The 25,737-nt window shown below is 45.1% G+C and carries 27 protein-coding genes and 2 riboswitches; of the genes, 4 read left to right on the top strand and 23 right to left on the bottom strand.

The genetic code is table 11. From position 1 onward, the window contains the following. Window positions 1-16: 16 nt before the first annotated feature. The gene (locus tag ACQCVE_RS01430; RefSeq protein WP_123917349.1) at window positions 17-265 is read left to right on the top strand and encodes a ferredoxin; all 249 of its coding nucleotides are present in this window, start codon (window positions 17-19) and stop codon (window positions 263-265) included. 103 nt (window positions 266-368) lie between these two features. Here the strand turns inward: ACQCVE_RS01430 and ACQCVE_RS01425 are convergent, their stop codons facing one another. After that, window positions 369-953, bottom strand: coding sequence for an ECF transporter S component (locus ACQCVE_RS01425; RefSeq protein WP_426843963.1), 585 nt, complete (start codon window positions 951-953; stop codon window positions 369-371). A gap of 140 nt (window positions 954-1,093) precedes the next feature. Next, window positions 1,094-1,227: riboswitch (FMN riboswitch) on the bottom strand. 197 nt (window positions 1,228-1,424) lie between these two features. On the opposite strand from ACQCVE_RS01425, the gene serA reads away from it, so the two are divergent. Beyond that, entirely contained in the window at window positions 1,425-2,996 is a 1,572-nt protein-coding gene (gene serA, locus ACQCVE_RS01420) for a phosphoglycerate dehydrogenase (protein WP_426861362.1), read from the top strand. A gap of 82 nt (window positions 2,997-3,078) precedes the next feature. Here serA and ACQCVE_RS01415 read toward each other — a convergent pair whose 3' ends face one another. The 17 genes from ACQCVE_RS01415 to ACQCVE_RS01335 all read right to left on the bottom strand — a co-directional run bounded on the left by ACQCVE_RS01415 (window position 3,079) and on the right by ACQCVE_RS01335 (window position 19,185). After that, the gene (locus tag ACQCVE_RS01415; protein WP_426861360.1) at window positions 3,079-3,342 is read right to left on the bottom strand and encodes a DUF3986 family protein; all 264 of its coding nucleotides are present in this window, start codon (window positions 3,340-3,342) and stop codon (window positions 3,079-3,081) included. 402 nt (window positions 3,343-3,744) lie between these two features. Further along, complete coding sequence (locus ACQCVE_RS01410) at window positions 3,745-4,557, bottom strand: histidinol-phosphatase (RefSeq protein ID WP_426843960.1); 813 nt, start codon at window positions 4,555-4,557, stop codon at window positions 3,745-3,747. A 105-nt stretch (window positions 4,558-4,662) separates the two neighbouring features. After that, a complete protein-coding gene (locus tag ACQCVE_RS01405; protein WP_426861358.1) occupies window positions 4,663-5,928 on the bottom strand; it encodes a hypothetical protein in 1,266 nt (421 codons plus the stop codon). Further along, window positions 5,909-6,454 (bottom strand): RNA polymerase sigma factor SigX, encoded by a 546-nt coding sequence (gene sigX / locus ACQCVE_RS01400; protein ID WP_426843957.1) that lies wholly within the window; start codon window positions 6,452-6,454, stop codon window positions 5,909-5,911. The genes ACQCVE_RS01405 and sigX overlap by 20 nt, the downstream gene beginning before the upstream one ends. A 162-nt stretch (window positions 6,455-6,616) precedes the next feature. Continuing rightward, window positions 6,617-7,198 carry a cob(I)yrinic acid a,c-diamide adenosyltransferase gene (locus ACQCVE_RS01395; RefSeq protein WP_426844250.1) on the bottom strand — a complete coding sequence of 194 codons (582 nt, stop codon included), beginning with the start codon at window positions 7,196-7,198 and terminating at the stop codon, window positions 6,617-6,619. Continuing rightward, window positions 7,198-9,018, bottom strand: a complete 1,821-nt coding sequence (locus tag ACQCVE_RS01390) for an ATP-binding protein (protein WP_426861356.1) — start codon at window positions 9,016-9,018, stop codon at window positions 7,198-7,200. Before ACQCVE_RS01390 ends, ACQCVE_RS01395 begins: the two co-directional genes overlap by 1 nt. After that, window positions 9,015-9,728, bottom strand: coding sequence for a response regulator transcription factor (locus ACQCVE_RS01385; protein WP_426844249.1), 714 nt, complete (start codon window positions 9,726-9,728; stop codon window positions 9,015-9,017). Before ACQCVE_RS01385 ends, ACQCVE_RS01390 begins: the two co-directional genes overlap by 4 nt. A gap of 152 nt (window positions 9,729-9,880) precedes the next feature. Further along, window positions 9,881-11,056 (bottom strand): c-type cytochrome biogenesis protein CcsB, encoded by a 1,176-nt coding sequence (ccsB, locus tag ACQCVE_RS01380; protein WP_426843955.1) that lies wholly within the window; start codon window positions 11,054-11,056, stop codon window positions 9,881-9,883. After that, window positions 11,043-12,707, bottom strand: coding sequence for a cytochrome c biogenesis protein ResB (gene resB, locus ACQCVE_RS01375; protein ID WP_426861354.1), 1,665 nt, complete (start codon window positions 12,705-12,707; stop codon window positions 11,043-11,045). Before resB ends, ccsB begins: the two co-directional genes overlap by 14 nt. A gap of 18 nt (window positions 12,708-12,725) precedes the next feature. Further along, on the bottom strand, window positions 12,726-13,247 hold the full coding sequence (resA, locus tag ACQCVE_RS01370) for a thiol-disulfide oxidoreductase ResA (protein WP_426843953.1): 522 nt from the start codon (window positions 13,245-13,247) through the stop codon (window positions 12,726-12,728). Between the two features lie 442 nt (window positions 13,248-13,689). Then, window positions 13,690-14,424: a 23S rRNA pseudouridine(2605) synthase RluB gene (rluB, locus tag ACQCVE_RS01365; protein WP_426861352.1), complete on the bottom strand. Its 735-nt coding sequence runs from the start codon at window positions 14,422-14,424 to the stop codon at window positions 13,690-13,692. 161 nt (window positions 14,425-14,585) lie between these two features. Then, the gene (locus ACQCVE_RS01360; protein ID WP_426861351.1) at window positions 14,586-15,113 is read right to left on the bottom strand and encodes a spore maturation protein; all 528 of its coding nucleotides are present in this window, start codon (window positions 15,111-15,113) and stop codon (window positions 14,586-14,588) included. Beyond that, a complete protein-coding gene (locus ACQCVE_RS01355) occupies window positions 15,113-15,706 on the bottom strand; it encodes a nucleoside recognition domain-containing protein (RefSeq protein WP_426843950.1) in 594 nt (197 codons plus the stop codon). Before ACQCVE_RS01355 ends, ACQCVE_RS01360 begins: the two co-directional genes overlap by 1 nt. Next, window positions 15,699-16,856: a serine hydrolase gene (locus ACQCVE_RS01350; RefSeq protein ID WP_426861349.1), complete on the bottom strand. Its 1,158-nt coding sequence runs from the start codon at window positions 16,854-16,856 to the stop codon at window positions 15,699-15,701. Before ACQCVE_RS01350 ends, ACQCVE_RS01355 begins: the two co-directional genes overlap by 8 nt. Window positions 16,857-17,064: 208 nt before the next feature. After that, window positions 17,065-17,553, bottom strand: coding sequence for a YpuI family protein (locus ACQCVE_RS01345; protein WP_426843948.1), 489 nt, complete (start codon window positions 17,551-17,553; stop codon window positions 17,065-17,067). Between the two features lie 289 nt (window positions 17,554-17,842). Next, on the bottom strand, window positions 17,843-18,433 hold the full coding sequence (gene scpB / locus ACQCVE_RS01340; protein ID WP_426843946.1) for an SMC-Scp complex subunit ScpB: 591 nt from the start codon (window positions 18,431-18,433) through the stop codon (window positions 17,843-17,845). After that, window positions 18,430-19,185, bottom strand: coding sequence for a segregation/condensation protein A (locus ACQCVE_RS01335; protein ID WP_426844248.1), 756 nt, complete (start codon window positions 19,183-19,185; stop codon window positions 18,430-18,432). Before ACQCVE_RS01335 ends, scpB begins: the two co-directional genes overlap by 4 nt. A 189-nt stretch (window positions 19,186-19,374) precedes the next feature. On the opposite strand from ACQCVE_RS01335, the gene ACQCVE_RS01330 reads away from it, so the two are divergent. Together ACQCVE_RS01330 and ACQCVE_RS01325 are read left to right on the top strand one after the other, a co-directional pair. Continuing rightward, the gene (locus ACQCVE_RS01330) at window positions 19,375-19,470 is read left to right on the top strand and encodes a YjcZ family sporulation protein (protein ID WP_211558873.1); all 96 of its coding nucleotides are present in this window, start codon (window positions 19,375-19,377) and stop codon (window positions 19,468-19,470) included. Between the two features lie 79 nt (window positions 19,471-19,549). Further along, a complete protein-coding gene (locus ACQCVE_RS01325) occupies window positions 19,550-20,113 on the top strand; it encodes a DUF309 domain-containing protein (RefSeq protein ID WP_426843945.1) in 564 nt (187 codons plus the stop codon). 1,004 nt (window positions 20,114-21,117) lie between these two features. On the opposite strand, the gene ACQCVE_RS01320 is transcribed toward ACQCVE_RS01325, so the two are convergent. The 5 genes from ACQCVE_RS01320 to ribD form a co-directional block, all read right to left on the bottom strand. Next, the gene (locus ACQCVE_RS01320; protein ID WP_426843944.1) at window positions 21,118-21,483 is read right to left on the bottom strand and encodes a GNAT family N-acetyltransferase; all 366 of its coding nucleotides are present in this window, start codon (window positions 21,481-21,483) and stop codon (window positions 21,118-21,120) included. 422 nt (window positions 21,484-21,905) lie between these two features. Next, window positions 21,906-22,373: a 6,7-dimethyl-8-ribityllumazine synthase gene (gene ribH / locus ACQCVE_RS01315; protein WP_426843943.1), complete on the bottom strand. Its 468-nt coding sequence runs from the start codon at window positions 22,371-22,373 to the stop codon at window positions 21,906-21,908. A 20-nt stretch (window positions 22,374-22,393) separates the two neighbouring features. Further along, window positions 22,394-23,587, bottom strand: a complete 1,194-nt coding sequence (locus ACQCVE_RS01310) for a bifunctional 3,4-dihydroxy-2-butanone-4-phosphate synthase/GTP cyclohydrolase II (protein WP_426843942.1) — start codon at window positions 23,585-23,587, stop codon at window positions 22,394-22,396. Window positions 23,588-23,612: 25 nt separating this feature from the next. Beyond that, a complete protein-coding gene (ribE, locus tag ACQCVE_RS01305; protein WP_426843941.1) occupies window positions 23,613-24,263 on the bottom strand; it encodes a riboflavin synthase in 651 nt (216 codons plus the stop codon). After that, the gene (gene ribD / locus ACQCVE_RS01300; protein ID WP_426861347.1) at window positions 24,264-25,361 is read right to left on the bottom strand and encodes a bifunctional diaminohydroxyphosphoribosylaminopyrimidine deaminase/5-amino-6-(5-phosphoribosylamino)uracil reductase RibD; all 1,098 of its coding nucleotides are present in this window, start codon (window positions 25,359-25,361) and stop codon (window positions 24,264-24,266) included. Window positions 25,362-25,498: 137 nt separating this feature from the next. Further along, window positions 25,499-25,644: riboswitch (FMN riboswitch) on the bottom strand. Window positions 25,645-25,737: the final 93 nt, after the last annotated feature.

Raw genomic sequence — 25,737 nt, 5'->3', positions numbered from 1 at the left:
CAGGAGGTTTTTTTATATGGCTAAGTATACAATCGTTGATAAAGACACTTGCATTGCCTGCGGTGCATGCGGTGCAGCTGCACCCGACATTTACGATTATGATGATGAAGGGATTGCATTCGTAACCCTTGATGAAAACCAGGGAATTGTTGAGATTCCAGAAGTGCTTGAAGAAGATATGATGGATGCCTATGAAGGCTGCCCGACGGATTCCATCAAAGTGGCAGACGAGCCATTCGAAGGCGATGCATTGAAATTTGAATAGCCCAAAAAAATACCCCCGGCCTTGCAGGCAGGGGGTATTTTTTATGGGTTCAGGCGAGCAGACCCCACTTCAAATTTTCGCAAGGAAATTAAGTGGTGGTAATTTAAATGCTTCTGCCGGCTTGAACCGATTTTTGCTCAAACCATGCTTTCATTCTTATATAAACCATTGTAAAGATTACCGAGATCAGAATCCCTTTAATCAGGTTAAACGGGAGAATTCCCAATACAATAAATTGATAAATTTGTTCTGTGTTCATTTGTTCCATTCCAAGGAAAAATGTGTAGGCCGGTAAAATCACATAATAATTAAATATGGACATGATCAGGGCCATTGCAGCCGTACCTGCACCAAGTCCAAGCAGGAGGCCTTTTAACGTTTGGTTTCTTTTATATATTAACCACAATGGCAAAATTAGAACGGCAGCTGAAACAAAGTTTGCTGCTTCGCCAATCGGCACGCCTGTACCGCTTCCCTGGATTAAATAATGAAGCACATTCTTAAGCGCTTCGACAGTCAGGGCCGAACCCGGTCCAAATAAAATAAGAGCCGCGAGCGCTGGAAGATCACTGAAATCAAATTTCAAAAAAACACTTCCCGGATAGGGAATTTCGAGCATCATCAGCAAATAGGCGATGCTGCTCAATACGGCTGTAATAACTCTTTTTCTAATGCTGCTTTGTAGCATAGCTGTTCTCTCCTTTTCATGATCGGTCTCTTGAAAAGAAGGGCTGTCCCGATCTGCCAAAAAACCCTCTGCCATGCTGGCAGAGGGAGTTGATGTGCATTCCGAAGAAACGCAGAAAAAGGATCTTTTCAGCGCTTAGCCACCATCTTCTCCCATCCAGACTATACTGTCGGCTCTGGAATCGCACCAGATCCTGCCCTTACAGGCTCGCGGGCTTAAGGACATTTGCCCTATCACCGCCGGTAGGGAATTCCACCCTGCCCCGAAGAATGATCTATTATTTTGTATTCCAAGTAATTATATAGGGTATTTGGCTTTTTGTATAGAAAAATGCATTTATATCCACCTTTTACCTCATTAAAAAAATTATTAGTCAAGTAACCGCTTTCACCCTTTACCGCACTGAATACTATTGTTAAACTATTCTCAATATGATAAATTATCTAACAAAATTGACTGGAGGGATGTTTGATGTTCAGAGTTCTTGTTTCAGATCCAATCAGCAAAGACGGGCTTGAACCGCTGCTAGAAGCGGAAAATATTGAGATCGTTCAGAAGAATGTTCAAGAGGAGACTGACTTATCAAGCTATGACGCTCTCTTTGTCCGGAGCGCCACGAAGGTTACGGAAGAATTGATGAACACTATGCCTAATTTGAAAATTGTGGCCAGAGCCGGAGTCGGGGTAGATAATATTGATGTCGAGCAGGCCACCCGAAGAGGCATTATCGTAATCAATGCACCTGATGGGAATACCATTTCTACTGCAGAACACACCTTTGCCATGATCGCCTCCCTTGTCAGGCATATCCCCCAGGCCAATATGTCAGTGAAAAACAGGGAATGGAAACGTTCTTCATTCGTCGGAAGTGAGCTGCACGGCAAAATGCTTGGAATTGTAGGTCTTGGAAGGATCGGGACTGAGCTTGCAAAACGAGCGAAAGCTTTTGGAATGAGAGTAGCTGTATTCGACCCGTTTTTGACAAAGGAGCGTTCCGAGAAAATCGGAGTAGAAAAGCATGATTTTGAAGAGCTCCTGTCAAACGCGGATATCATAACGGTACATACCCCGCTGACGGAAGAGACAAAAGGACTGCTGAATGATGAAACGATTGCGAAGACGAAGAAAGGGGTCTATCTGATCAATTGCGCTCGCGGCGGTATCATTGATGAGAGCGCGCTATGTGCACATCTTGAAAATGGGCATGTCCGGGGAGTAGCACTCGACGTTTTTGAGGTAGAGCCCCCTGAACACACCCGTCTTCTTGAATTTGACCAGGTGATCGCAACTCCCCATCTTGGAGCATCAACGAAAGAAGCGCAGCTGAATGTCGCCTATCAAGTATCTAAAGAGGTTCTTCTTTTTATCCAGGGCAAACAGGTTACGACTTCCATCAATCTTCCCGCTATGTCTGATGAAGAGTACCAGGAAGTAGCGCCTTTTGATTCTCTTGCTCAAAAGATTGGGTCTTTTATGTCCCAGTATATGAAAGAGCCGGTTCAGAGCATCACTATTGAATATGAAGGAAAAGCAGCTGAAATTGAATCTTCATATGTAACCAAAAGCATGATTGCTTCCTTTCTGAAACAGCGAATGGATATCAACATAAATACGGTGAACGCCGGAGTGCTTGCCAGGGAGAGAGGCATACAGTTTATTGAAAAAGTATCCGGCCGTAACTCCGGATATTCCAACAGCATCACCGTTTCCATTCAAGGGGAGCAGCGGACTTCTGAAATAAAGGGAACCGTGATTCCGCATTTTGGAGAACGGATCGTAGCTGTTAACGGATTTTCCATCGACTTTAACCCATCAGGCCACCTGCTCTACATTCAGCATACCGATGTTCCCGGAGTAATTGGAAATGTTGGAAGAATATTAGGGAATCACGCTGTAAACATTGCAACAATGCAGGTGGGACGAAAAGAAAAAGGCGGCGAAGCGATCATGATGCTTTCGTTTGACAGGCCGCTCGACCAAGTCATTTTAGGTGCGCTTTCTGAGCTTGAGGAAATTGTGTTTATCCATGCCATTGAGCTCTGAATCAATCGTGCGGATGGATTTGTTCCACAATTAACCTATAATTCTTTTAGGGAAGCCTGTTCATGAGAGGCTTCCCTGTTTTTTAAATCAATCTTTGAGCCGAGAGCCACTGTTTAAATTTTTCAGCTCCATAGTGACTATTAAGCTCGTCCTTATCAATGGAGAAGATCCACATGGCACCGTCTTTAAGCCGGGTCCTTAGAACCGGCTTACTCAAACCGTACTGCTCGAAATCAAAGAAAATGTCCCACGTTTCTTGTGATTGACGTTTATAAGCAATTGCCTCAAAATCCTCCCCGTTTTCATAATAACCTACGTGCAGATGGTACCGGTCATCATATAACACATCTAACCCCTCATCTCATTGTTACTGCAGTGTGCGTTTGAAGAGCTCGCTGCTATTTTCAAGCGCTACTACCGCTGCAGGCTTTGCCCCTTCAGCACCTTGCATTATTAAACCATAAGAAAGTCCGTTTTAATGCTTTTTTTTTGGTTTGTTCTGGCTGATTTTCTTTCCGGGCTGTTCAGCAGCCGGCGGGGCTGGGAGTCTTCTTTCGGCTCAAAAGCTTGGGGTGAAGCAGCATAAACGACATTCACAACGAAAATCCCCGGAATGCCTTGAGCATCCCGAGGGTTTCCATTCCAATATTTTCTCTCAGCATGATTTTCCATACTTCTATCAATAAGTTTATCTTGTGGGTTGATCTAAGGCCGGTTTTTACATAGCCTTTTTAAGGAAACCTCTCTATTATCCAAGGGGAACTGCTTTTCTTTCTCCCTTCGAAAAAGTCATAATGGTTTCATACCCTGTTTTTCTGGCCAAAGAAACAGCTTGACCGTAGTCTGCACCCACATCCCCTGGAATATGGGCATCTGAAGACAGGACGATCGGAACCCCTTTCTGATAGCACATTTTCAGCAGCCTCTCATCTGGATACAGCTCCCCGGTTGGTTTTCTTAAACCGGCCGTACTAATTTCCACGCAAGTCTTGCTTTTGGACAGAGCCTCCGCTGCTCTTTCATATTGCTCCAGCAGGAATTCTTCGTTTTCAGGAATGTAGTTAAAGATCTTTACCAGGTCCAGGTGCCCGACAATATCGAACAGATTGGATTCCGCCAGCGTCACTACCTGATCAAAATACTTTTTATATGTATCATAGACGTCTCTTTTATCCCATTCATGGATAAATTCCTTCAGGTCAATGCCAAAGCCGCCGATCCAGTGAATTGAACCAATCACATAATCAAAGTCATACTGCCGGATAAACCGCTCCATTTCTTTGTGCTTACCGGGGGTGTAATCCATTTCAATCGACATTTTAACATCGATGCCTGCTTTTTCAGCCTGACTGAAAAGAGCCGTGTAATCCTTCATATCATAATACCGTCTCTCTTCCACCCATGAATTGCTCAGGATATCTGCTGTCTGATAAAAGTGATAGGCATGCTCGGAAATTCCAAAATGGTCAATGTTTTTACGCTTCGCTTCATCTGTAAATTCCTTCAAATATTCCAGCGAAAGCGTCCCGCGTTCTAGATGATTATGGTAGTCGGTAAGCATAAATATCCCTCCCTTATCTAGTTAAACTTTATCATATTAAAGCAAGAGAGTTAAGGGAAACGATGAAATTTTTCGACAATTTACAAGGAAGGGCATTTTCTGCCCTTATTTATTTTCAACAGGGACCGGGTTAGGTCCAAAAGGGACCTTTACCGGTTTATTCATCTCAATTTTCCCAATTTTTTCTGCTTTCGCATCCCGGAATGTTACGGTTTCAAAACCAAATTCTTTCGCTGTGAGAAGCAGGCCTTCCAGCATAAAAATAAATTCTTCATCATTTTTCATATCAGCAGGTTTAAATGTAAGAATAAGTTCTTTTCCTTTTTCTTTAACGGATTCAATAGATACCCCCTTGGGAATAATAGAAAGAAGGGTTTCGTCCTGGTCACGGTACATATTTTGGAAAGCTTCACTAACCGTGGAATAGGATTCTTCTGAATAAACAAAAAGAGGCTGGCTGTTTTTTGATACATATTTATAAAAAGCTTTTTTTTCCCTCTTCTTGAGATCCAGTTCTTCAACAAGGCCAAGCGGCCCCATCTCGATTCCCGGTTTTTTTCCGGTAAAAAGCCTGGCTTTTTCAAATCCCTTGCCGCTGAAGGATTCTTTAATCATTTCAGCAAAATGCGCTTCTGATGAGCTTTCGAGCTCTCGTGATTCATCCATATGAATTTCAATTATTTCGGGACTTTCTGATTCTCTGATTTCAATATTTTCAAAGTAGTTTGTTAATCCAAGTTTATCCTCTTGAAAGGCGGTCACCATCCCGCCGTACTGACCGGCTGAAACCGGTCCATTTTCAGAGACAAGGGTTACAGGAATCGTATACCTTACATTAGGATCCGAGTAAGCCATTACCAATGATTGCTCCTGCTTGCTTTCTTCCGCTAAATAGGTCACCGTCTCCCCGTCATTTTCGGGAGCATCGTCTTCAGGCACTGCTTCTTCCTTTGCTGCTTCTGTCTGGTTTTTTTCCTCGGGAGGTGTGTCCGGGGATTCTGTTTGATCGGTCATCTTTTCTCTTGGAGCAGGTGCCTGTGACTCCTCCTCCGGCTGTGCAGCCGGCCGTTCTTCTGCAGATTCCGCAGGTGCCTGATCCGGTTCAGGCAGATCCAGTGCTATGTTTTCTTTCACACTGTTCCCCTCTGGCGTGGTGCCCAATTCTTCCAGCCAGAACGGGGAAATCAGTGTAAGGATCAATAGTGCGGCGAAGCTCGCCAATAGAGGCCCGATCCATATTTTTTTATGTCTTGCCGAACGGCTTCTGGCTAATCCTCTGTAAATTTCCTCACGGGACCGCTTATCTTTTAGAGTGGGAAGCTGTGACAGCAGTTCCTGCAGCTGTTCATCATTATACTCGGACCTTTTCATGCTCTGCTCCCTCCTTCCCGCTGAGATGAGCCATGCTTTTCTTCAAAGCTTTTATCGCTCTGTGCTGAGTTGTTTTCACTTTGCTTTCCGACCATTTCAGTGCCCGGGCTGTTTCCTGAATGGAATAGCCTTGTATGTATCTCATAATCACTACACTTTTCTGATCGATTGTACATGCATCCAGAGACTGATAAATCCACTGAACTTGCTCGTTTTGGAGAGCAATCTCATCCGGCAGCGGAGACTCGTCCCTCACTTGATTCTGATCCCAGTCAAATTTCTCAATCAGGCGCTGCTTAATCGTTTTCTGCTTTCGAAACCAGTCGATGGCCACGTGCCTGGCGATTGAAAACAGCCACGTCTTTTCAGAGCTTCTGCCTTCGAATTTTTCATAGGATTTCAGTACGCGTATATAAACCTCTTGAACAAGGTCTTCTGCCTGTTCGCGGTCTTTCACCATATAAAACAGGAATTGAAATAGATCCTGATGATAGTTTTCATATAAAGTCTGGAAGGCTTCTTCCATGGAAACCCCTCCGTTCATCTGCTTAGTCGTATCAGACTTTTCAAAGGTTACAGATACAGTCCTTTTTTTCTGACCTGCCTTAAGCAAACTGCAGGCTTAATAGAAATTATACCTTCGAACACAAAAAAAAAGGAAGGTGATTCCTTCCTTTTTCACAAAAATTTACGATTCTTTATTTTTTCTTCCAAACACGATGGCACTTCTCTCATATTCTACATCTTTCGTTCCAGAGCGGTAATTAATGACTCTGGCTACGGCAAAAAAGTAGTCGGACAGCCTGTTTACATATTGAAGGATATTTTCATTCACTTCAGAATGCTTCTGAAGCGTGACGATCCTCCGTTCAGCTCTTCTGGCCACCGTTCTTGCGAGATGGATAACGGCTGCTGCCTGAGTCCCTCCCGGAAGGATAAACCGCTCGAGCTCCGGAGCTTCCTTCACATATTCATCAATTCTTTTTTCTAAAAAACCGGTCATTTCCGGAGATGCTTTATCTTTGCGTTTTTCCGGACTCAGCACAGAGGCGAGGTCTCCCCCGCAATCGAACAGCTCATGCTGAATCTTTTCGAGTTCCTGATAAATGTCCCTGTATTTATCATCTTCCAGCAGCGACATCGCCTGACCTGTGATTGCATTCAATTCATCAAGCGTTCCATATGCCTCCACCCTGATGTCATCCTTATCTACCCGGCCTCCGATAAGACTGGTCTGTCCTTTGTCACCGGTTCTTGTATATAAATTCATCATTCTTTACTCCCTTCCATAAGCTTTTCGTCAATCTTAGATAAATAAAACGTAAACGTGGTTCCCTCATGAATTTTGCTGCGGACAGTGATCGTCCCGTGATGAGCTTCTATAATATTCTTTGCTATAGCAAGACCGAGTCCGGTGCCGGATCTGCCTCTTGTCCTTGCTTTATCTGCTTTATAAAACCGCTCAAATACAAACGGAAGGTCTTCCTCCGGAATGCCTGTTCCAGTGTCTGTCACATCGACTTTCAGCCCATTATCTGCTGTACGGACCGTAAAAGTGACCGTTCCGCCTTCATCGGTATGGCGTATGGCATTGTCGACAAGGTTGGTCAGGACTTGCTCGATCTTGTCCGAGTCCATAATGAACCAGTCGTTCTCCACATGGACGGCAGAGGATAGAATGATGGATTTCTCCCTTGCCATTCCCTGGAACTTACGTGATATCTTGGCAATCAGTTCAGAAACCTGAACTCTCTCATAAAGGAGAGTCACATGGCCCGCTTCCATTCTTGCAAGGTCTAGCAATTCATTGACGAGTCTCCCCATTCGGAGAGATTCTTCGTATATGACTTTGGAAATTTCCTTTTTCTCCTCATCCGAGCTTGCAATATCATCGACAATCGCTTCACTGTAGCCCTGCAGCAGGGCAATCGGCGTCCTCAGTTCATGGCTTACATTGGCGATAAAATCCTTTCTGAGTTTATCAAGCCGCCGTTCTTCTGTCATATCTCTTAAAACGGCTACCGCTCCCCGAACATAATCCTGATCATAAAGCGGGCCCATTACCATAACCCAGAAACGGCCCTGCAGCGTCATCTCAATTACCTGTTCTTTCTCAGTGTGAACCACCCTCTGAAAAAGCTCCTTCGCTGCCGGCGGAAGTTCTTCCCCGCTCTTAATATTCATTTCCTGCTCATAATACCAGGCTTGCAGAAATCGCTCAGCAGGAGGATTGGTTACGAGAATGGTTCCATCAATATTAAGCGTAATTACACCGTCAGCCATACTGCTCAAAATACTGGTCAAATGTTCCTTTTCCTGATTTAAAGCATTGATATGATATTTGAGCTGTCTTCCCATCTGATTGAACGCAGCGGCAAGCTCCCCTATTTCATCTCCGGTTAGAATCGGAACTTTTTTATCAAACTTGCCTTTTGTCAATTCGAGGGCAGCTTCTCTCATTTTTCTGAGCGGATACGTGATCCTTGTGGAGAGAAAAAAAGCAAAGATTGTTGTAAGGATCAGCCCGACCGCAGCGCCGATAAACGTATACCGGGTCGTACTGCTTGCCGCTTCTCTGATTGCAGCCAGGGACTGAGAAACAAACACAGCTCCATGTTTACCATTCGATAATTGATAGGGCACTCCCTGAAGGAGAACCTTCTCTTTTTTCGGACCGTTCTTATCATCAGCTGTTATGGTTTTCATGCTCTCTTGCTTGCCATTTAAAACAGCTGCCAGTTCTCTGTCATTCTTAATGGTCTGAAGGCTGATATACGGCTGGCTGCTGCTGGCTCCTTCGGAAGAATACCAGGGCTTTCCGTTTTCATCAACAATCATAATTCCGGTTTTCTCATCTGAAAGCTCTAATGCAATTGAACGGGCTAGTGCAGGAGAGTCGTGAATATCATCGTGGTTTTCAAGGATGCTTGAGATTTTTCCTGCAAGCTGAGAAAGCTCACTCTCTGCCTGATTCGTCTGGTAGTTCTCAATAAATTCAAACCATAGAATGGTGAGAACAAGAAGAACGAATGCTACCAGCAGGAGAATGGTGCCCCAAAGCTTGCCTACTACACTCCGCCAAAGCCTCATTCATTGCCAACCTCAAACTTGTAGCCTACTCCCCATACGGTGACAATCATTTTTGCTGCATCCTGCGAAACTTTATTCAGTTTTTCCCTCAGCCGCTTCACATGAGTATCGACAGTACGGAGATCTCCGAAAAACTCATATTGCCATACTTCCTTAAGCAGCTGCTCCCGGTCGTACACTTTATCAGGAGTTTTTGCCAGGAAATAGAGCAGCTCGTACTCTTTCGGGGTCAAGCTTACTTCTTTTCCATCGGCTGTTACCCGGTGTGCGTCATGATCGATGGTCAGATGCGGGAAAACTATGACGTTTTTTGCTTTCGTTTCAGTTTTCAGGAAGCTTGTGGATGAGGACCTTCGAAGCAGGGCTTTTACCCGCAGGACAACTTCCCTTGGACTGAATGGTTTAATGATGTAATCGTCTGTGCCAACTTCAAATCCCTGTACCCTGTTGGCTTCTTCTCCTTTTGCTGTCAGCATAATGACAGGTGTCGCCTTCTTTTCCCTTAGCTGGCGGCACACTTCTACCCCGTCGATTCCGGGCATCATCAGATCGAGCAAAATCAGATCATAATCATTTGCAAGTGCAAGCTCAAGTGCTTCGTCCCCGTTTTCCGCCTCTTCGGTCGTATAGCCCTCTCTCTCAAGGTACATCTTCAACAGCCTTCTGATTCGGTCTTCATCATCCACAATTAGTATTTTTCCGTTATCCATTTCTTCCATGATCCGTTTCCTCCTTAATAGGTCTGTTCGTTTATGTATGCACTTATCATACAAATAAAAGGGCAGCAACTGCAATGCAAAGGCTGTTTTGACCCGATAAAGATAAAGGGACTGGTTTTCCAGCAAACCGGCCCCTTGTTTGATCACGCGTATGAATGAAGCCCGGCAATGACCATGTTAACAAAAATGAGATTAAACATAATGATGGCAAATCCGATAACCGCAAGCCAGGCAGATCTCTCTCCGTGCCAGCCTCTGGAGAGCCTTAAATGCAAATAAGCGGCATAGAAAAGCCAGGTGATCAAAGCCCAAACCTCTTTTGGGTCCCATCCCCACCATCTGTTCCAGGCAAGCTGTGCCCAAATCATGGCGAAAATCAAGGCTCCCAGTGTAAAAACAGGAAAGCCGATCGTAACGGCCCGGTAGCCGATTTCATCGGTTAGATCCAGGCTGACTCTTTTCGTCAAAGGATGCAGGACGGCTGAGACTCTTTTTCTGGCAATCAGCCTGAACGATCCATATAGTACGATTCCCGCCATCAAAGACCAGATAACCGTATTAAACTTGCTCCCGTGTATGATAGCAGGCAATGAGAAAAATGGCTCCATCGCACCATCCGTCTTGAGCTCCCACTCATTCGGGCCGGCTACAGCCGGAAGATTGTAGACCATTGTATCCGCTTTTCCCCTTTTATCAACCCAGGAAAACTCTGTTTCATAGTTTGCAGCCCTGAATCCGCTCGTCACAAGAATATAGCCAACAGTTAAGATCAGGATAAACATAATTGCTTCAAGCCAGAATGTTTTTTTGGAAGGCTTCGATTGGTCCACGTGTTTTAAAAGATAAATGAGACCTGCAACAAAACTTAAGGCAAGAATCGCCTGTCCGAGTGCGGCTGTCGTAACATGAATGTGAAGCCATTCACTTTGCAAAGCGGGGATCAGTGGAGTGACATTATCCGGAAACATGCTTCCGTAAGCGATAATCAGCAAGGCAATCGGAAGTGTGAACAGTCCCAAAATCGATACTTTGTACAAAAAATAGATAATAATATAGGCGAGAACGAGCATCATCCCAAAGAAGGTCGTGAACTCGTACATATTGCTCACAGGTGCATGACCTGAAGCGATCCACCTCGTTATAAAATAGCCAAGCTGGGCCAAAAATCCAGTAATTGTTACAATTACCGCTGCTTTTGCCCAACGGTCAGGTGCTGATGAGTTCTTGCTTTTGTCCCTGATTGAGCCTCCGAACAGGAACGTTGCGACAAGATATAATATGAATGCTGCAAACAGCAGCCCGCTGCTAATTTCCGCCAACCTCTACCCCTCCACTTCGACCCTCAATGTTTTTTTGATCCCATGCTGCCGGGATGGAAGTTCCTTCAGCTGCATCCTCAATTTCCTTTTTGAGAGAAAACCAGTTTTTATTCGTATGGGCTGCGATAAGGATCATACCGCCTTCCCGCTTCAGCCAAATTCGCCGGTGATTCCAGTACATGCCTTGACAGACCCCGATCATGAATATAAGACCTCCCAATGCGATGACCCACAATGTCAAATCTTTGCGTACAGTCAGGAGCGATTGGTTAACGGTCTCAACACCTGCAAACTTCATGGACATCAGGTTTTCCCCGTTCGGCTCCAAATTCATCTGAATGCCGACAAAGCTTACCTCCCCATCCGGCTTATCCGGTGAAATCATATTAAATACAAAGGCAGGGTTATTCGGGGCCCTTGATTTTGTATCCGGCCGTCCTTCATCATTCATGAAAAAATCCGGTAGATAGCTTAGAATTTCCACTCTATGGCCTTCCCCGAGATTATATTCCGGCTTTGGTTCATCCAGGTTCACTGTAATGGGGCCAAAGGATTTTTCTGTTTCTTTATTAACCAGGTTAAACGTTAATTCTTTAAGCGCTCCTGTGGAATAGCTGTTTTGATACAGCCCGAATGAATCAAACTGCAGTGGCTGATTTACCCTGATTGAATCCTGTTTTACTTCTTTTAGCTCAGGTTTTTCACCAGGCAGTGAATTTCCGCTTCGTTCGTAAAGAATGATGTCAGTTTGAAAATTTTTAGCCACACTTCCCTCTCCCGCTTCAGAAATGGCTTCTTTAAATACCTCTTTTTCTTTACTTGATTCATAGGTTTCTATGATGAACCTCTCGTTTTTCAGAAAATACCTGCCATCTGTACCCGGGATGGCCGCAACCTGTCCCTCTCTCAGCCAAAGGTTTTCATCCACATACATCCCCGGAACAAACCTCAGCATGGCACCGATTAAAACGATGATAAGGCCGACGTGATTTACGTAAGGCCCCCATCTTGAGAAGCGCCCCTTCTCAGCCATCAAGTTCCCGTTCTCGGTCCGCACTTTATACCTTTTTTTCTCAAGTCTTGATTTAAACGCTTCAAAATCACTGTCTTTATCAAGCACCCGGTCCCCATACAAACGCTGTCTCTTCATAAACGCCGTATTTTTTGTCACACCCTGTACGTTTAAAGTTCTGTAAAGGGGGATGACCCTGTCCAGACTGGCTATTACAAGTGAGATGCCGAGGCATGCCACAAGCGTAATAAACCACCATGAACCATAAAGGTCGTGAAGTCCGAGATCATAATAGATTTCTCCAGGCAACCCGAACTCTTCCCTATAATAATCTTCTGGGAGAATATTCGAAGGGATATACTCCAGCTGCGTGAAAATCGTTCCAACCGCTGAGGCAGCCAATACCAGAACAATCAGCCATATCCCTACCTTAACTGAGGAAAAGAAGTTCCACACTTTATCAATGACTGTTTTCCTGTAAGTTTGAGAACGGCGTGCACTTCCGTCATACCGCATATCCAGGAGAGGCCCTGAGTCCGTAACCGGATTCTTGTAATCTGCCTGCTGCTTCCCGCACGATTCACAAAGCAGCGTTCCGGGGGGATTGACGTGTCCGCACTCGCACTTTAATTCTTTCATGTGCATGACTCCCTGTCTCTATGGTTTAATTGATTCCATCATGTCTCTGATATTCCGTTCCGTCAGCTCCCCTTTGACAATCCTGGTCACTTTTCCATCCTGGTTTATTAAAAACGTAGTAGGGAGCGGCTTAACCCCATATTGATCGAGTATTTGCCGGTCCTTATCAATTCCAATCGGAAAGCTTAATCCATGCTGCTTTGCGAAGCTGTTGACGGCCAGATCAGATTCTGCAATATTGACGGCCAGAATTTCTACCCCGAGGTCCTTGTAATGACGGTACTGATTGTCCATATACGGCATTTCTTTTTTGCATGGCTCACACCACGTTCCCCAAAAATTCAGCAAAACTCCTTTGCCCCGGTAATCAGAAAGCTGCCGCCGATCTCCGCTCAAGTCCGTCACGACAAAATCCGGAGCCTCGCTCCCAACCTTCACCCTCTCTTTATCCGCAAAAAAATTCGAATAAAGGGTATAAGCCAAAGCCGTAAGAAGCAGAAATAGTATTGCCCCCCTCATAAAAAGACGCCTTCTTTTCATCCTAACTCCCCTAATATGTAACCATTTCCTATTATTATATCATTACGAAAACGCTCTCAAAATCTTTTGTTTGAAGGTTATGTGAAAAATCCTATTCCTCAAGGGGGGTGACTGGGGTATGAATACGCTAAACAGAAGCCAGAAGGTTAATCATGGAACCCTGTATGCTTTCGGCTGCACGAACCCGGCTCCTCAGGTTATTTTCTGCTGCAATAACAATAGCAAGTCCGAGATGATGGCATGGTCTAGCAGATAAAGGAAGAGTCCATCTCTTTTGATCCTCTATATTGAAAAAAGTGCCCAGAGCAATAGCCCTGAACACTCTTCACCAGTCCTCTTTGCTCCAATTCCCGGAAGAGGACTGGACAGGGGAGAGAACTGCCCGCTCGCTTCCCCCGTGTTGAAGGCTGCCCGTTTCGATAAGCCTTCAGTTTGTGTCGTATTAAAACCCTATTTTTCCTGTTTCCGCCAGCGCACGCAGCTGCTTTACTTCATGCGGGGAAAGTTCTCTTGAATCCCCGGTGCTTAACCCCCGCAAATCAAGAAAAGCATACGTTTCCCGTTTTAGTTTTAAAACAGGGTGACCCATTGCTTCGAACATGCGGCGGACTTGATGGTTTTTGCCTTCATGAATCGTCAGTTCCACGATGCTCGTGTTTTTCTTTTTATCAAGAGAAAGCAATTTCGCCTTTGCCGGTGCAGTCATGCCATCCTCGAGTTTAATGCCTTTTTCCATCGTTCTCAAAATCCCCTTTGGAGGGATTCCCTTTACTTTTGCTACATAGGTTTTATCGATTTCATAGCGAGGGTGCATAAGCACGTTCGCAAATTCTCCATCGTTTGTGAGCAAAATCAACCCTGAAGTATCGTAATCCAGCCGGCCTACCGGATAGATCCGTTCTTTAATTTCCGGGAAAAAGTCCGTCACAATTTTCCTTCCCTTATCATCCTGCGCTGCTGAAATGACACCTCTTGGCTTATATAAAAGAAGATAGACGGGAACCTCTTTCTCCAGAGGAACTCCATTAACTTCAACCCGGTCGTTACCTGAAACTTTAACACCCAGTTCCTTTACGGTTTTTCCATTAACCGTAACTTTCCCTTCTACTATCAGCTGCTCCGCATTACGTCTTGATGCAATACCAGCGTGAGCAATTACCTTCTGCAATCGTTCCATGCTTTTCACCTCTTTGTACATCTTACTTGTTTCCTTTCCATTAAACAAGCACATTAAAAAAAACCCTGATGTACGGGTTTTCTTAACTAAAGCTTTTATGCGGCCTGCCCGCATCCCGGTCTTCTTTTCATAGCAATGAACGGCTGCAGCATGCAATAAGCCTAAAATAAAAGAGAGACAATAACGATGGAAGCAATCACACCGATTAAATCTGCAAAAAGTCCGACCTTTAGCGCGTCTCCCATTTTTTTTATCCCGACAGCCCCAAAATAGACCGTTAAAATATAGAGGGTTGTATCGGTGCTTCCCTGCATAACAGCTGCAAGCCTGCCAATAAAGGAATCGGGCCCGTTAGTAGCAATCAGATCAGTCGTCAGTCCAAGAGCTGCGGTGCCGGAGATAGGACGAATAAAAGCAAGAGGAACAATATCCGAAGGAACGCCAATCATCGCCAATGCAGGTTTAATCAGATCAAGCAAATACCCCATCGCTCCTGAAGCCCGGAAAATTGTAATCGCAGCCAGCATGCCGACTAAATAAGGAATAATAGAAAAAGAAATTTCAATCCCCTCTTTACCGCCTTCGACGAACGCTTCGTATGTCTGAACCTTTTTAAAGGTTCCGTATAAAAGAATAAAGGCGATGATCAGCGGGATGAGCCATAGAGACAAAAGGCTGATCCACTCCATCAGTCTTCCCCCTTCCGCTTTCTCCTATGGTAAAAATAGCGGTCAATCAGCAATGCACCAACAGCTGAGATAATCGTTGCCAGCAAAGTCGGCATGACGATATCCGCCGGATTAGCGGATCCATAGGAAATTCTTACGGCTATAACGGTTGTAGGAATTAATGTAATACTCGATGTGTTCACCGCAAGGAATGTGATCATCGAGCGGCTGGCAGAATCCTTTCCTCCATTTAATTTTTTCAGTTCTTCCATTGCTTTGATTCCCAGCGGAGTAGCGGCATTGCCAAGCCCAAACATGTTAGCCATTGTGTTGGAGAGGATATAACCCATAGCCGGATGGTCCGGAGGCACCTCTGGAAAGACCCTTTTGGCTGCAGGCCGGCAGATTCTTCCCAAAGCCTCCAGAAGCCCCGCTTTTTCTGCTATTTTCATGAGACCGAGCCAAAACACTAAGACACTGATCAGCCCAAACGAAATGGTAACCGCATCTCTTGCTCCCTTGAATATTGCGGCATTCACCTGTTCCATCGTGCCGTTAAACAGGGCAAACACAATGCCAATGATAATCATGCCCACCCATATATAGTTAACCATCCGTTCCAGCCCCTGCCAAAGCGAAGAAAAGCCGTTTCACTGATTCCCAAAGGGATACTTCGGGTTTTTCCATTTGGCCGTTCTCATAATAAATAGGAATATTCAAAACTGGCTCCTCCCCAACCATGACTTTCATCCGCCCTACCAGAGAGGGAGCTTTTTCGGGATCTTTCCAGCTTTTGTCCGGCTTCAGCAAATTGACCTCTGTGCGAAGCGACTTCTTTTCTTCCTCCGTTAGCGGATAAAAAACATCCCTCTGGATAAATGCTTTGTTCTCGTAATAGGGATGATCAAGAGATTTGATCACTCCCTTCCCTTTTATTTTATAAAGATCATATTCATTAAAGCCGTGCTCGTACATGCTGATGTGGTCGTTCCAGTCATCTCCAGCGTTAATTGTAACAGCGATGAGGTTGAGTCCGTCTTTGGAAGCGGTCGTGACAAGCGTTCTTTTGGCGCGTTTCGTGTAACCGGTTTTCCCGCCCGTACAATATTCGTACAGACTTGTCAGAAGTTTATTCTTGTTTTTCCAAACCCGGTCCCACTTTTCGGAAGGATTCGGTGATTTGTGGACTTCCGTTCCTGAAATCTCCGCAAATTCAGGCCTTTTCATCGCATACTTCATAAGCAAAGCCATATCATACGCTGTCGAATAATGATTTTCATGATCATCCAGTCCATGGGGGTTTGCAAATTCAGAATGGCTCATTCCGATTTCCTCTGCCTTTTGATTCATTTTATAAACAAAGCCTTCCAGACTTCCCCCTACATGCTCGGCAATCGCAACAGCCGCATCATTTCCCGATCGCAGCATGAGTCCGTATACAAGTTCGCGCAGCTTAATCTTTTCGCCGGGCTGTAAATAAACGGAAGAACCTTCCGTATAAACCGCTCTTGAACTGACCGTCACCTCTTCATCCAATTGGCCGGACTCTATCGCCAGGATGGCCGTCATGATTTTGGTAATGCTCGCTATCCTTAATTTTTCATGTTCATTTTTTGAAAGCAGGACCCTGCCCGTTTCCTGTTCTATCAGTATCGCGCTTTTGGCGCTTACATTCGCTTCTTTAGACACTTCAGCTCGTGCAAATCCAGGTATGATAAGTGCTGAAATAAGTACAGCCGCCACGATTTTTTTTATCCTTTTCATCCGCCTCCACGTCCCTTGTCCATATTTGTACAAGTTTATGCGGTGGAGGATAAGTTATGACAGATGAAACGAAGGAGGCCGGCTCTGGTTTATGCTAAGGATAAGGTCTATTCCCCTAACGTTGCCTTTCATGGAACCGGTCAGCTCGTTCGAGTGAGTTTTGTTCTCCGGCATGAAAAAAAGCAGCCTGTGAAAGGCTGCTTTAGCATTATCTGGACTGTATGATCTTTGTGCGGTAATCGGTCTCGTAATACTCAAGCTCTTCACGCATTTGCTGAAACTGACTTTCCAGCTCTGCAACAAGCTGCTTGACAGACAGCGGAGCCTCCTGTCTGAATTTGATCGAATTTTTGCCTGTATAGGCGGAGCGGCTGTCTTCGAACCAAATGTCATGCTTTGGCTGAAAAAATTCTTCGATGCACTGGTGATACACGCGGTACAGGATTTTTTCAGCTGCTGCTTTTCTGAACGGCTCGGTCTGCGTAATGATGCTGCACGCTTCGAGACCTTCCTCACAAAAAACGGTCAGCCTTCGGAAGTTACTCAGCAGCTCTTCGTAAAATTGACGGTTTCCAGGCTCTTCTTCAAGCATAGATTGAATGGTTACCGAATTTAAATGAGCAGATAATTTTCCTGCCACTGATTTAAGAAATTCGGCCGTTTCATCGGTTTGCGCTTTTACCATTGAGTTACCCAAGTTTTCCCACGTCCTCTCAAAGCATTCGTTTCGGCAGACTACTGGTGTTCCCGGCTTATCCTTCACTTTATCCATTCATGCTTTTAAACTTTTTTACTGGACCGTTAACTTGAACTATAGCGGGTAAGAGAAAGGCATTCTCCCGTCACCCTTATGATGGTTTTCTAACCGGCAGACTTATTCCAGGACCAAGCCTCTCATTATGTATACCCGGTTTGAGAGGAGATACGCTTGTCAGGTGCTGCTGATGTCTATTTTATAGTATCATATTTTCTGAATTGTTTACCGGTTATTTTATTTCATCCATTGTTTGACTGAACTTTTCAAAAAACAAATCCGCTTCTTCCTGAAGAGGTTCTTCTCCTCCCTCCGGCAGTGGGGGGAGATCCTGAAGAGACTTCATGCCAAAATACTCCAGAAACTCGCTTGTTGTGCCATAGAGGATGGCTCTCCCGGTTCCTTCGGCTCTGCCTACTTCTTTTATTAAGGCTTTAGCTACCAGAGTTTGAAGCGGGCGCTCCGTTTTCACGCCCCGCACCTCTTCTATTTCAATGCGCGTCAGCGGCTGTTTATAAGCCACGATAGCCAGTGTTTCCAAGGCTGCCTGCGAAAGGGACTGGCTGCCCGGCGCTTCTACAAGCTTCTTAAGGTATGGAGCATGTTCTTTCTTGGTTGTCAGCTGATAAACATTCGCTACCTCTGCCATTTCAATCCCTCGTTCAGCCTTTTTATAATCGGCTGCAAGATCACTCATAATGTCTTTTACTGCTGGCTCGTCTATCTCCAGGACATTCATAAGCTGCTTTAATGACAGTCCTTCGTCTCCGGCTGCGAAAAGCAGTGCTTCTGCAATTGATTTCCACTCGATGATGCCTGTCACTGGCTTTTTCCACTCCCTGTTATATACAAATCTGAAAAATTTCCTTCTTGCTCAATTTGAATGGATTTTGTTTTCATTAACTCCAGGACCGCCAAAAAAGTAACGACAAGGTATTCCTTCGACTCCAGAGGAAACAAATCCATAAAATGGCGCCTTCCCGGCCTCATGCGGAGATCTTCCAAAATTTCGCTCATTCGTTTTTCAATGGGTATATCCTGCCTGGATATTCTGGTCTGGAGCGGTTTTTGAAGTTTTTTTCTTCTCAGTACTTTCTGAAAAGCACTCAGCATATCATACACCGAGATATCTAAAGGCGCCTTCTCGGGGGAAGCTTCCTGGGCAAATGCGCTTAAATCGCTTGGCGCTTTAGTGTAGACGAGCGCTCTCTCCTCTTCAAGGCTTTTCAGCTCAGACGCAGCTTCTTTATATTTCCGGTAATCTATGAGTCTTCTCATAAGCTCGTCCCTCGGGTCTTCTTCAGGCTCCAGCCCAAACTCCTCGTCGAAAAGCTCCTCCTCCTGTTTCGGGAGAAGCATTTTGCTTTTTATGGAAAGAAGGGTTGCTGCCATGACGAGATATTCAGACGCGACATCCAGCTCCAGCTCTTTCATTGCATGAACATAAAGCAAGTACTGCTCTGTTATTTGTGAAACCGGAATATCGTATATGTCGATTTCCAGCCGGTTAATTAAGTGCAAAAGAAGGTCCAAAGGTCCTTCAAACGCATCTGTCTTTACTTGATATTCCAAAATGAAACTCACCAACATCCTTCTATAAACTGCGCTATCCCTTAGTATAGAACAATCATCCTTATAGTCCAATAAAAATCAGAAGAGTATTTTCAATTTTTCCTTTTAAACCGGGCGAATGCCCATACAATTACAGGGCCCTTACATATGATACGAATGAAAACAGCATGATTTTGAAGGAGGAAATATAAAATGGGTGATAAAGGATTCGGATACGGCGGCGGCTTTGCACTAATCGTTGTGCTTTTCATTTTATTGATTATTGTAGGAGCAGCTTGGTTGTACTAATTGCTGGAAAGCGCCTGGAAAAGGCGCTTTCTTTTCATTTATGATACAATCTCCCTAACAGAAAATTGGAGTGATCGGAATGTATCCTGAAGCCTACATAGATTATCTTGTTCATTTTCACGGGGACAGGGACTATTTTGAGTGCCATGAAATTTTAGAAGAATACTGGAAGGAAAAACCGCCAGCAGAAAGAGATCCCGTCTGGGTGAGCCTCATTCAGATTGCCGTAGCATTGTACCATCATCGGCGCGGGAATTTTAAGGGGGCGGAGCGGCTGATAAAGAATTCACTGCGTTTCCTTAATGACAGCCCTGGAAAGCTATTAAAGCTTGGTCTGATTGAAAATGAAGTAAAAAGCCTGCTTGAAACCCGGCTTTTGGATATTCAAAGCAGACACCCATACGGCAGCCTTCATCTGCCTATTGGTGACACAGAGCTCGAAAAGGCATGCAGGCACCGCGCCGCCTCCAAAGGAATGAAATGGCAATCTCTGAGTGATTTGAACAATGATGACATTATTCACCGGCATAGGACAAGGGACCGGAGTGAAGTAATTGAGGAACGGCTGAATCAGCTGATGCTAAAAAAAGAAGCCGGCCAAAAAAACGTCGAGTCCCGAAGACTCTTTGACAAAAACGAGTGAGAGCGATAGCCAGGACCCCAGACTGGAAGGTTAATGGAAACCCGCCTTTGCGAGAGGGGTTAAAAGGATACAATACCAGAAGAAATAGGCGAAGAGACAAAGAGTGAGATAATTGGATGCACGAACATCCAGCCAGTCAGCTTTCCATTTTAGGAAGCTGACTGGCTGGTTTTTTTATGCTGATAGCCCGGGATGCGATAGCTGTTGGGTAAGTGGGGGTTCGGGGTTTGTCTGACGTTTTGTCTGACATGTAGGGAATTTGGTGCTTTGTCTGACATCCTTGTCTGACATCGAGGAGATTTGATGCATTGTCTGACATCCTTGTCTGACATTGATGCATTGTCTGACATCCTTGTCTGACATCCTTGTCTGACATCGAGGAGATTTGCTGCTTTGTCTGACATCCTTGTCTGACATCGAGGAGATTTGCTGCTTTGTCTGACATTCTTGTCTGACATCGAGGTGATTTGGTGCATTGTCTGACATCCTTGTCTGACATCGAGAAAATTCGGATGTTTGTCTGACAACCTTGTCTGACATCGAGGAGATTCGGTGCTTTGTCTGACATCCTTGTCTGACATCGAGGAGATTTGCTGCTTTGTCTGACATCCTTGTCTGACATGGTGGAGATTTGGTGCTTTGTCTGACATTCTTGTCTGACATCGAGGTGATTTGGTGCATTGTCTGACATCGAGAAAATTCGGATGTTTGTCTGACATCCTTGTCTGACATGGAGGAGATTTGATGCATTGTCTGACATCCTTGTCTGACATGGAGGAGATTCGGTACATTGTCTGCCATCCTTGTCTGACATCAATAAGATTTGGCGCCCCAACCCTTCGCTCATAAAACCCAAAAAACCGGTTGCGCTCCAGGAGTCCCAGCAATTGCGAATCAGGGGATGGGCCTCGTTTCGCTTCACTTCAACGGCATAAAGAAAACCCCCGTTACCGGGGGTTTTCCATTGCATGGTTGACTCTTAGCAAGACTTTTCAGCCTGCCTTTTACTGTTCTTCCTGTCCCGATTCACGGCATTTTTCAAAAAAAGAAACCGTTTGTTCATTCGGGACCAACGTTTTATTCTTATAAATATCTTTTAGTGCAAAGACCATTTTCTTGCCGATTCCCTGCTGACGATGAGAAGGATTTACACTTACATGCTGAATTTGAACTACATCATTTTCTTTTAGAAGGACACCCAGTGCACCGATGATATCCTCTTCTTCCTTCCATAAAAACAGCTGCCAGTCTTTTTCAGTTTCATATGTTTTAATGGTTTGCTGCAAGGTTTTTAATTCTTTTTCTGCAGGCATGAAAGATAAAAGTCCCATTGCAATCTTTTCAAAGCTTTTCTTAAAGCGAATTAGCATAAGTACCCCTCGATTAGCGAAATGGCCCCATTCGTAAAAGCTTTGTTAAGCCTGGCTCGCTGATTTCTGAATCCCGGTTTCGATTCCGGCATGCGCCAAAGCAGCATAAAGTTTTAACATTGCCTAAACAAAAGAGCGATAGCAATTTAAGAAATCTTATAATGAAATATTAATGATAAAACTACTCCAAATAATATTATAAACAGACTTCCAGCTATTTTAAACACTTTTTGAACAATTTATCCTTTAGCCCAGCCCCTTTCCTTAATCCCTCTAAGGATTTCCTGCTTTTTTGAATGGAGCATTAGCTTGTTAAGGATGCGCCAAATTGTGCATCACCTAAATGGGTTCTGTGCTTTCAAAGGAAAAATGTACTTCTCGGTAAGGGGATTCTACTTGGGAATACCCCCTTCATTGTAAATTTATTCGAATGATTTTAAAAGATTCGCCATTTCGATTGCTGAAACAGCAGCTTCCCAGCCTTTATTTCCAGCTTTTGTGCCTGCCCGTTCAATCGCCTGCTCAATGGTTTCTGTCGTGAGGACGCCAAAAATTACCGGAATTCCGCTGGAAGCTGAGGCGTTCGCTACACCTTTAGCTGCCTCGCTGCACACATAATCGTAATGGGTGGTGGAACCGCGGATGACAGTTCCGAGCGTGATAACGGCATCATATTTTCCGGATTCAGCCATTTTCTTCGCTACAAGCGGAAGTTCAAATGCTCCCGGAACCCAGGCAATTTCGACATTTTCTTCTTCCGCTCCATGGCGTTTCAGGGCATCCTGAGCTCCACCCAGCAATTTGCTTGTTATAAATTCATTAAACCTTCCGACTACTATTCCAACTTTTAATCCTGCTGCTACTAAATGGCCTTCATAAATTTTAGTCATGGTTTCTCCTCCTGGTTTTATTAAAAGTTAAGTAAGTGCCCCAATTTTTGGTGTTTTGTTTTTAAATAGCTTTCATTTTCTTTCCGGTGCGGCATTTGGATGGGAACCCGCCCGGCAATTTTCAGTCCGTAGCCTTCCAGACCTTTGATCTTTTTTGGATTATTCGTCAATAGGCGGAGTTCAGCGAGTCCAAGATCCTTTAATATCTGGGCTCCGATGCCATAGTCCCGAAGGTCGGCTCCAAACCCGAGCTTTTCATTGGCCTCAACTGTGTCATATCCCTCTTCTTGAAGCTTATAGGCCCTCATTTTGTTTAAAAGGCCTATCCCTCTGCCTTCCTGTCTCATATAGAGGAGGACCCCGCTGCCTTCCGCTTCAATTTGGGCGAGAGCCGCGTGGAGCTGTGGTCCGCAGTCGCATCGGTAAGATCCAAATACATCCCCGGTCAGGCACTCTGAGTGAACTCTGACAAGTGTGGGCTTATCAGGATCCAGCGTCCCTTTCACAAGAGCGACATGCTCTTTTCCATCCAGTATATTTGAGTACCCGATAGCCCTGAAGTTTCCGTATTCAGTTGGGAGCTGAATATCCACTTCTTTTTTGACAAGATTATCTGTCAGATTTCGATAGAGAATAAGATCTTCGATGGAAATAATTTTCAGGTCCATTTTTTCTGCCAGCTCCAGCAGTTCAGGAAGGCGGGCCATGGTGCCATCTTCACTCATAATTTCGCATATGACCGCTACCGGTTCGGCTCCGCAGAGCTTAGCCAAATCCACCGACGCTTCTGTATGGCCGGCTCTTCTTAACACTCCGCCCGGTTTCGCAACGAGCGGGAAAACATGGCCGGGCCGTTTAAAGTCCTGCGCCCTCGATTCACGGCTGATCAGTGCCTGAATGGTTTCTGAACGTTCGAAAGCGCTGATTCCCGTTGACGCGGTTTTGTAGTCAACACTGACGGTGAACGCTGTACCGTGCGGGTCTGTGTTTTCATCAACCATCGGCTTTAAATTAAGTTCCGCAGCGCGATCCTCAGTCATGGGCGTGCAGATCAATCCCCTTCCATAGGTAGCCATAAAGTTGATGACATCAGGACTTGCCATTTCACCCAAAGCAACAAAATCCCCTTCATTCTCCCGGTCCTCATCATCTACGACAATGACTGGCTTTCCGTTCTTCAAATCTTTAATCGCCTCTTCAATTGTATGGAACATCCATTGCGCCTCCAGTCGTGTATCGTTATTTAAATCCATGCATAGCAAGAAAATCTGCAGAGATAGGATCTTTTTTAGCATCGGGTGCAGGGGGGGACATAAATTTGCGGACATATTTGCCGATGATGTCACATTCTACATTTACCAGGTCCCCCGCTTCCTTCATGCCCAGTACCGTTTCACTTATCGTATGGGGAATGATGGATACCTGAACGAGACCATCCTGCAGTCCGAAAAGGGTTAAACTGATGCCATCTATTGCAATCGAGCCTTTCATCACAAGGGTATCAGTAATTTCTTTAGAAGTACTAATGTCATAGTAAACAGCATTTTGATCCTTTTTCTTGGATTGGATTAAGCCGGTTCCGTCTATATGACCGCTCACCATATGTCCGCCAAAACGGCCGTCCGCTGCCATAGCTCGCTCAAGGTTCACTTTTGTGCCTCTTTTCCAGCCGCGGATCGTCGAGGCTTTAACGGTTTCCGGCATCACATCTACCGTAAACTCACTGGCAGTGAAATTTGTTACCGTCAAGCAGACTCCGTTAACGGAAATGCTGTCACCAAGGCTGACATCTGTCAGCACTTTGGAAGCTTTTATGGTGTAGGACATCATTCTGCCGCCTGATGTTACCCGTTCTACTGTTCCCAGTTCTTCCACTATACCTGTAAACATTTAAGTTCCCTCCTTTCCCCTTAAAACTGCCGTGATTTTCAAATCGTTTCCAATCACAGACGTTTCTTTAAATTCAAGCTCCTTTGCTTCCCGCATCCAGTTAAAGCCCGGTCCTCCGGATATCGGCAAACTTTTACGGCCGCCCAGCAGCTTAGGAGCCAAATACAAAATCATTTCATTAAGCAGCCCCTCCTTAATGAATGAACCATGAACCTCTGATCCGCCCTCTGCAAAAACAGAGGTAATGCCTCTTTTCCCAAGCTCTATAAGCGTATGCTTTAACGAGGCTTCAGGGTCTGTAAAAATAATCTTTACCCCTCTTTCGACAAATGCAGCAGCCCGTACTTTATCTGCTGTCTGGGATGCAACGATCCAGGTCTCAGCTTCTTTGTCTGTAGCTACCTTTGCATGGAGCGGTGTTCGCAGGTTCCTGTCAAGTACGATGCGGATTGGCTGCTTTTTTGGATTTTTCAGCCGGCATGTCAAACTGGGATTATCGTGGATGACTGTGTTCACACCCACTAAAATAGCATCATGGACTTCCCGGTATTTGTGAACATCTTCTCTTGCAGCTTCTCCTGTAATCCATTTGCTGTCGCCGTTTTCAGCAGCTGTTTTTCCATCTAATGTCGAAGCGGCCTTAAGTGTAATAAAAGGCAATCCGGTTTTGATATAGTAGAAGAAAAAGCGGTTCAGCTCTGCCGCTTCCTTTTCCAGAACCCCGGTCTCTACAGCTATGCCTGCGTCTCTAAGCCTTGCCAAGCCCCCGCCTCCAACGAGAGGATTCGGATCGAGGCTTGCGATAATCACCCGTTTTATTCCGGATTCTATTATCAGCTCTGCACAGGGCGGGGTCTTCCCGTGATGGCTGCAAGGCTCAAGAGTGACATAGATATCCGCACCCTTCGCTTTTTCACCGGCCATACGAATCGCATGCACTTCCGCATGGTGTTCTCCAGCCCTAAGGTGGGCACCGACTCCTGCAACCTTCCCGTCTTTAACGACGACAGCCCCTACAGCTGGATTTGGAGAGGTTTGCCCGATCCCTTGCCGGGCGAGCTCAATCGCAGTTTTCATAAACGATTCCTCACGCAACACCTAATCCCCCTTTCTAAAAAGACAAAAAGCCCCGGAATGGAATCCGGAGCTGGAGTGATCACGAAGGCATATCAAATAAGAGTATGCTATATTCATCTTTTCAGAATTTTTCATACCCGTGTTTGCAATAAGCACGTGCGATCCTTCTCCCATCCAGACTCTAACTGTCGGCTCCAGAATTTCACTGGATCCACCGCCGGCCTGCGGCCGCCGGGTCACGGACTTTGAAGCACATGACTTCATCACCGCCGGTAGGGAATTTCACCCTGCCCCGAAGGATATACAACTATTTAATTGTCTTGAAGCTATTTTAGCCGTTTGAAAGGATTTTTGCAATTCAAATGAAAAAGGGTTGAGGTGATTTGACAAAAAATAA

Origin of the sequence: Metabacillus sp. 113a (assembly GCF_050107635.1) — a bacterium.
In the GTDB taxonomy this organism is placed as follows: Bacteria; Bacillota; Bacilli; order Bacillales; family Bacillaceae; genus Metabacillus_B.
The sequence above is the reverse complement of the archived record's forward strand: the minus strand, read 5'-3'. Positions and strand labels throughout refer to the sequence as shown.

Excerpts from the sequence above, each read along its gene's own strand:
- rluB (WP_426861352.1), bottom strand. The coding sequence starts at position 14,424 with ATGGAACGATTGCAGAAGGTAATTGCTCACGCTGGTATTGCATCAAGA.
- ACQCVE_RS01425 (WP_426843963.1), bottom strand. The coding sequence starts at position 953 with ATGCTACAAAGCAGCATTAGAAAAAGAGTTATTACAGCCGTATTGAGC.
- resB (WP_426861354.1), bottom strand. The coding sequence starts at position 12,707 with ATGAAAGAATTAAAGTGCGAGTGCGGACACGTCAATCCCCCCGGAACG.
- ACQCVE_RS01395 (WP_426844250.1), bottom strand. The coding sequence starts at position 7,198 with ATGAATTTATATACAAGAACCGGTGACAAAGGACAGACCAGTCTTATC.
- ACQCVE_RS01330 (WP_211558873.1), top strand. The coding sequence starts at position 19,375 with ATGGGTGATAAAGGATTCGGATACGGCGGCGGCTTTGCACTAATCGTT.
- ACQCVE_RS01405 (WP_426861358.1), bottom strand. The coding sequence starts at position 5,928 with ATGAAAAGGTCCGAGTATAATGATGAACAGCTGCAGGAACTGCTGTCA.
- sigX (WP_426843957.1), bottom strand. The coding sequence starts at position 6,454 with ATGGAAGAAGCCTTCCAGACTTTATATGAAAACTATCATCAGGATCTA.
- ACQCVE_RS01430 (WP_123917349.1), top strand. The coding sequence starts at position 17 with ATGGCTAAGTATACAATCGTTGATAAAGACACTTGCATTGCCTGCGGT.
- ACQCVE_RS01310 (WP_426843942.1), bottom strand. The coding sequence starts at position 23,587 with ATGTTCCATACAATTGAAGAGGCGATTAAAGATTTGAAGAACGGAAAG.
- ACQCVE_RS01350 (WP_426861349.1), bottom strand. The coding sequence starts at position 16,856 with ATGAAAAGGATAAAAAAAATCGTGGCGGCTGTACTTATTTCAGCACTT.
- serA (WP_426861362.1), top strand. The coding sequence starts at position 1,425 with ATGTTCAGAGTTCTTGTTTCAGATCCAATCAGCAAAGACGGGCTTGAA.
- ACQCVE_RS01385 (WP_426844249.1), bottom strand. The coding sequence starts at position 9,728 with ATGGATAACGGAAAAATACTAATTGTGGATGATGAAGACCGAATCAGA.
- ribE (WP_426843941.1), bottom strand. The coding sequence starts at position 24,263 with ATGTTTACAGGTATAGTGGAAGAACTGGGAACAGTAGAACGGGTAACA.
- ACQCVE_RS01360 (WP_426861351.1), bottom strand. The coding sequence starts at position 15,113 with ATGGAGTGGATCAGCCTTTTGTCTCTATGGCTCATCCCGCTGATCATC.
- ACQCVE_RS01410 (WP_426843960.1), bottom strand. The coding sequence starts at position 4,557 with ATGCTTACCGACTACCATAATCATCTAGAACGCGGGACGCTTTCGCTG.
- resA (WP_426843953.1), bottom strand. The coding sequence starts at position 13,247 with ATGAAAAGAAGGCGTCTTTTTATGAGGGGGGCAATACTATTTCTGCTT.
- ACQCVE_RS01325 (WP_426843945.1), top strand. The coding sequence starts at position 19,550 with ATGTATCCTGAAGCCTACATAGATTATCTTGTTCATTTTCACGGGGAC.
- ribH (WP_426843943.1), bottom strand. The coding sequence starts at position 22,373 with ATGACTAAAATTTATGAAGGCCATTTAGTAGCAGCAGGATTAAAAGTT.
- ACQCVE_RS01320 (WP_426843944.1), bottom strand. The coding sequence starts at position 21,483 with ATGCTAATTCGCTTTAAGAAAAGCTTTGAAAAGATTGCAATGGGACTT.
- ACQCVE_RS01390 (WP_426861356.1), bottom strand. The coding sequence starts at position 9,018 with ATGAGGCTTTGGCGGAGTGTAGTAGGCAAGCTTTGGGGCACCATTCTC.
- ACQCVE_RS01355 (WP_426843950.1), bottom strand. The coding sequence starts at position 15,706 with ATGGTTAACTATATATGGGTGGGCATGATTATCATTGGCATTGTGTTT.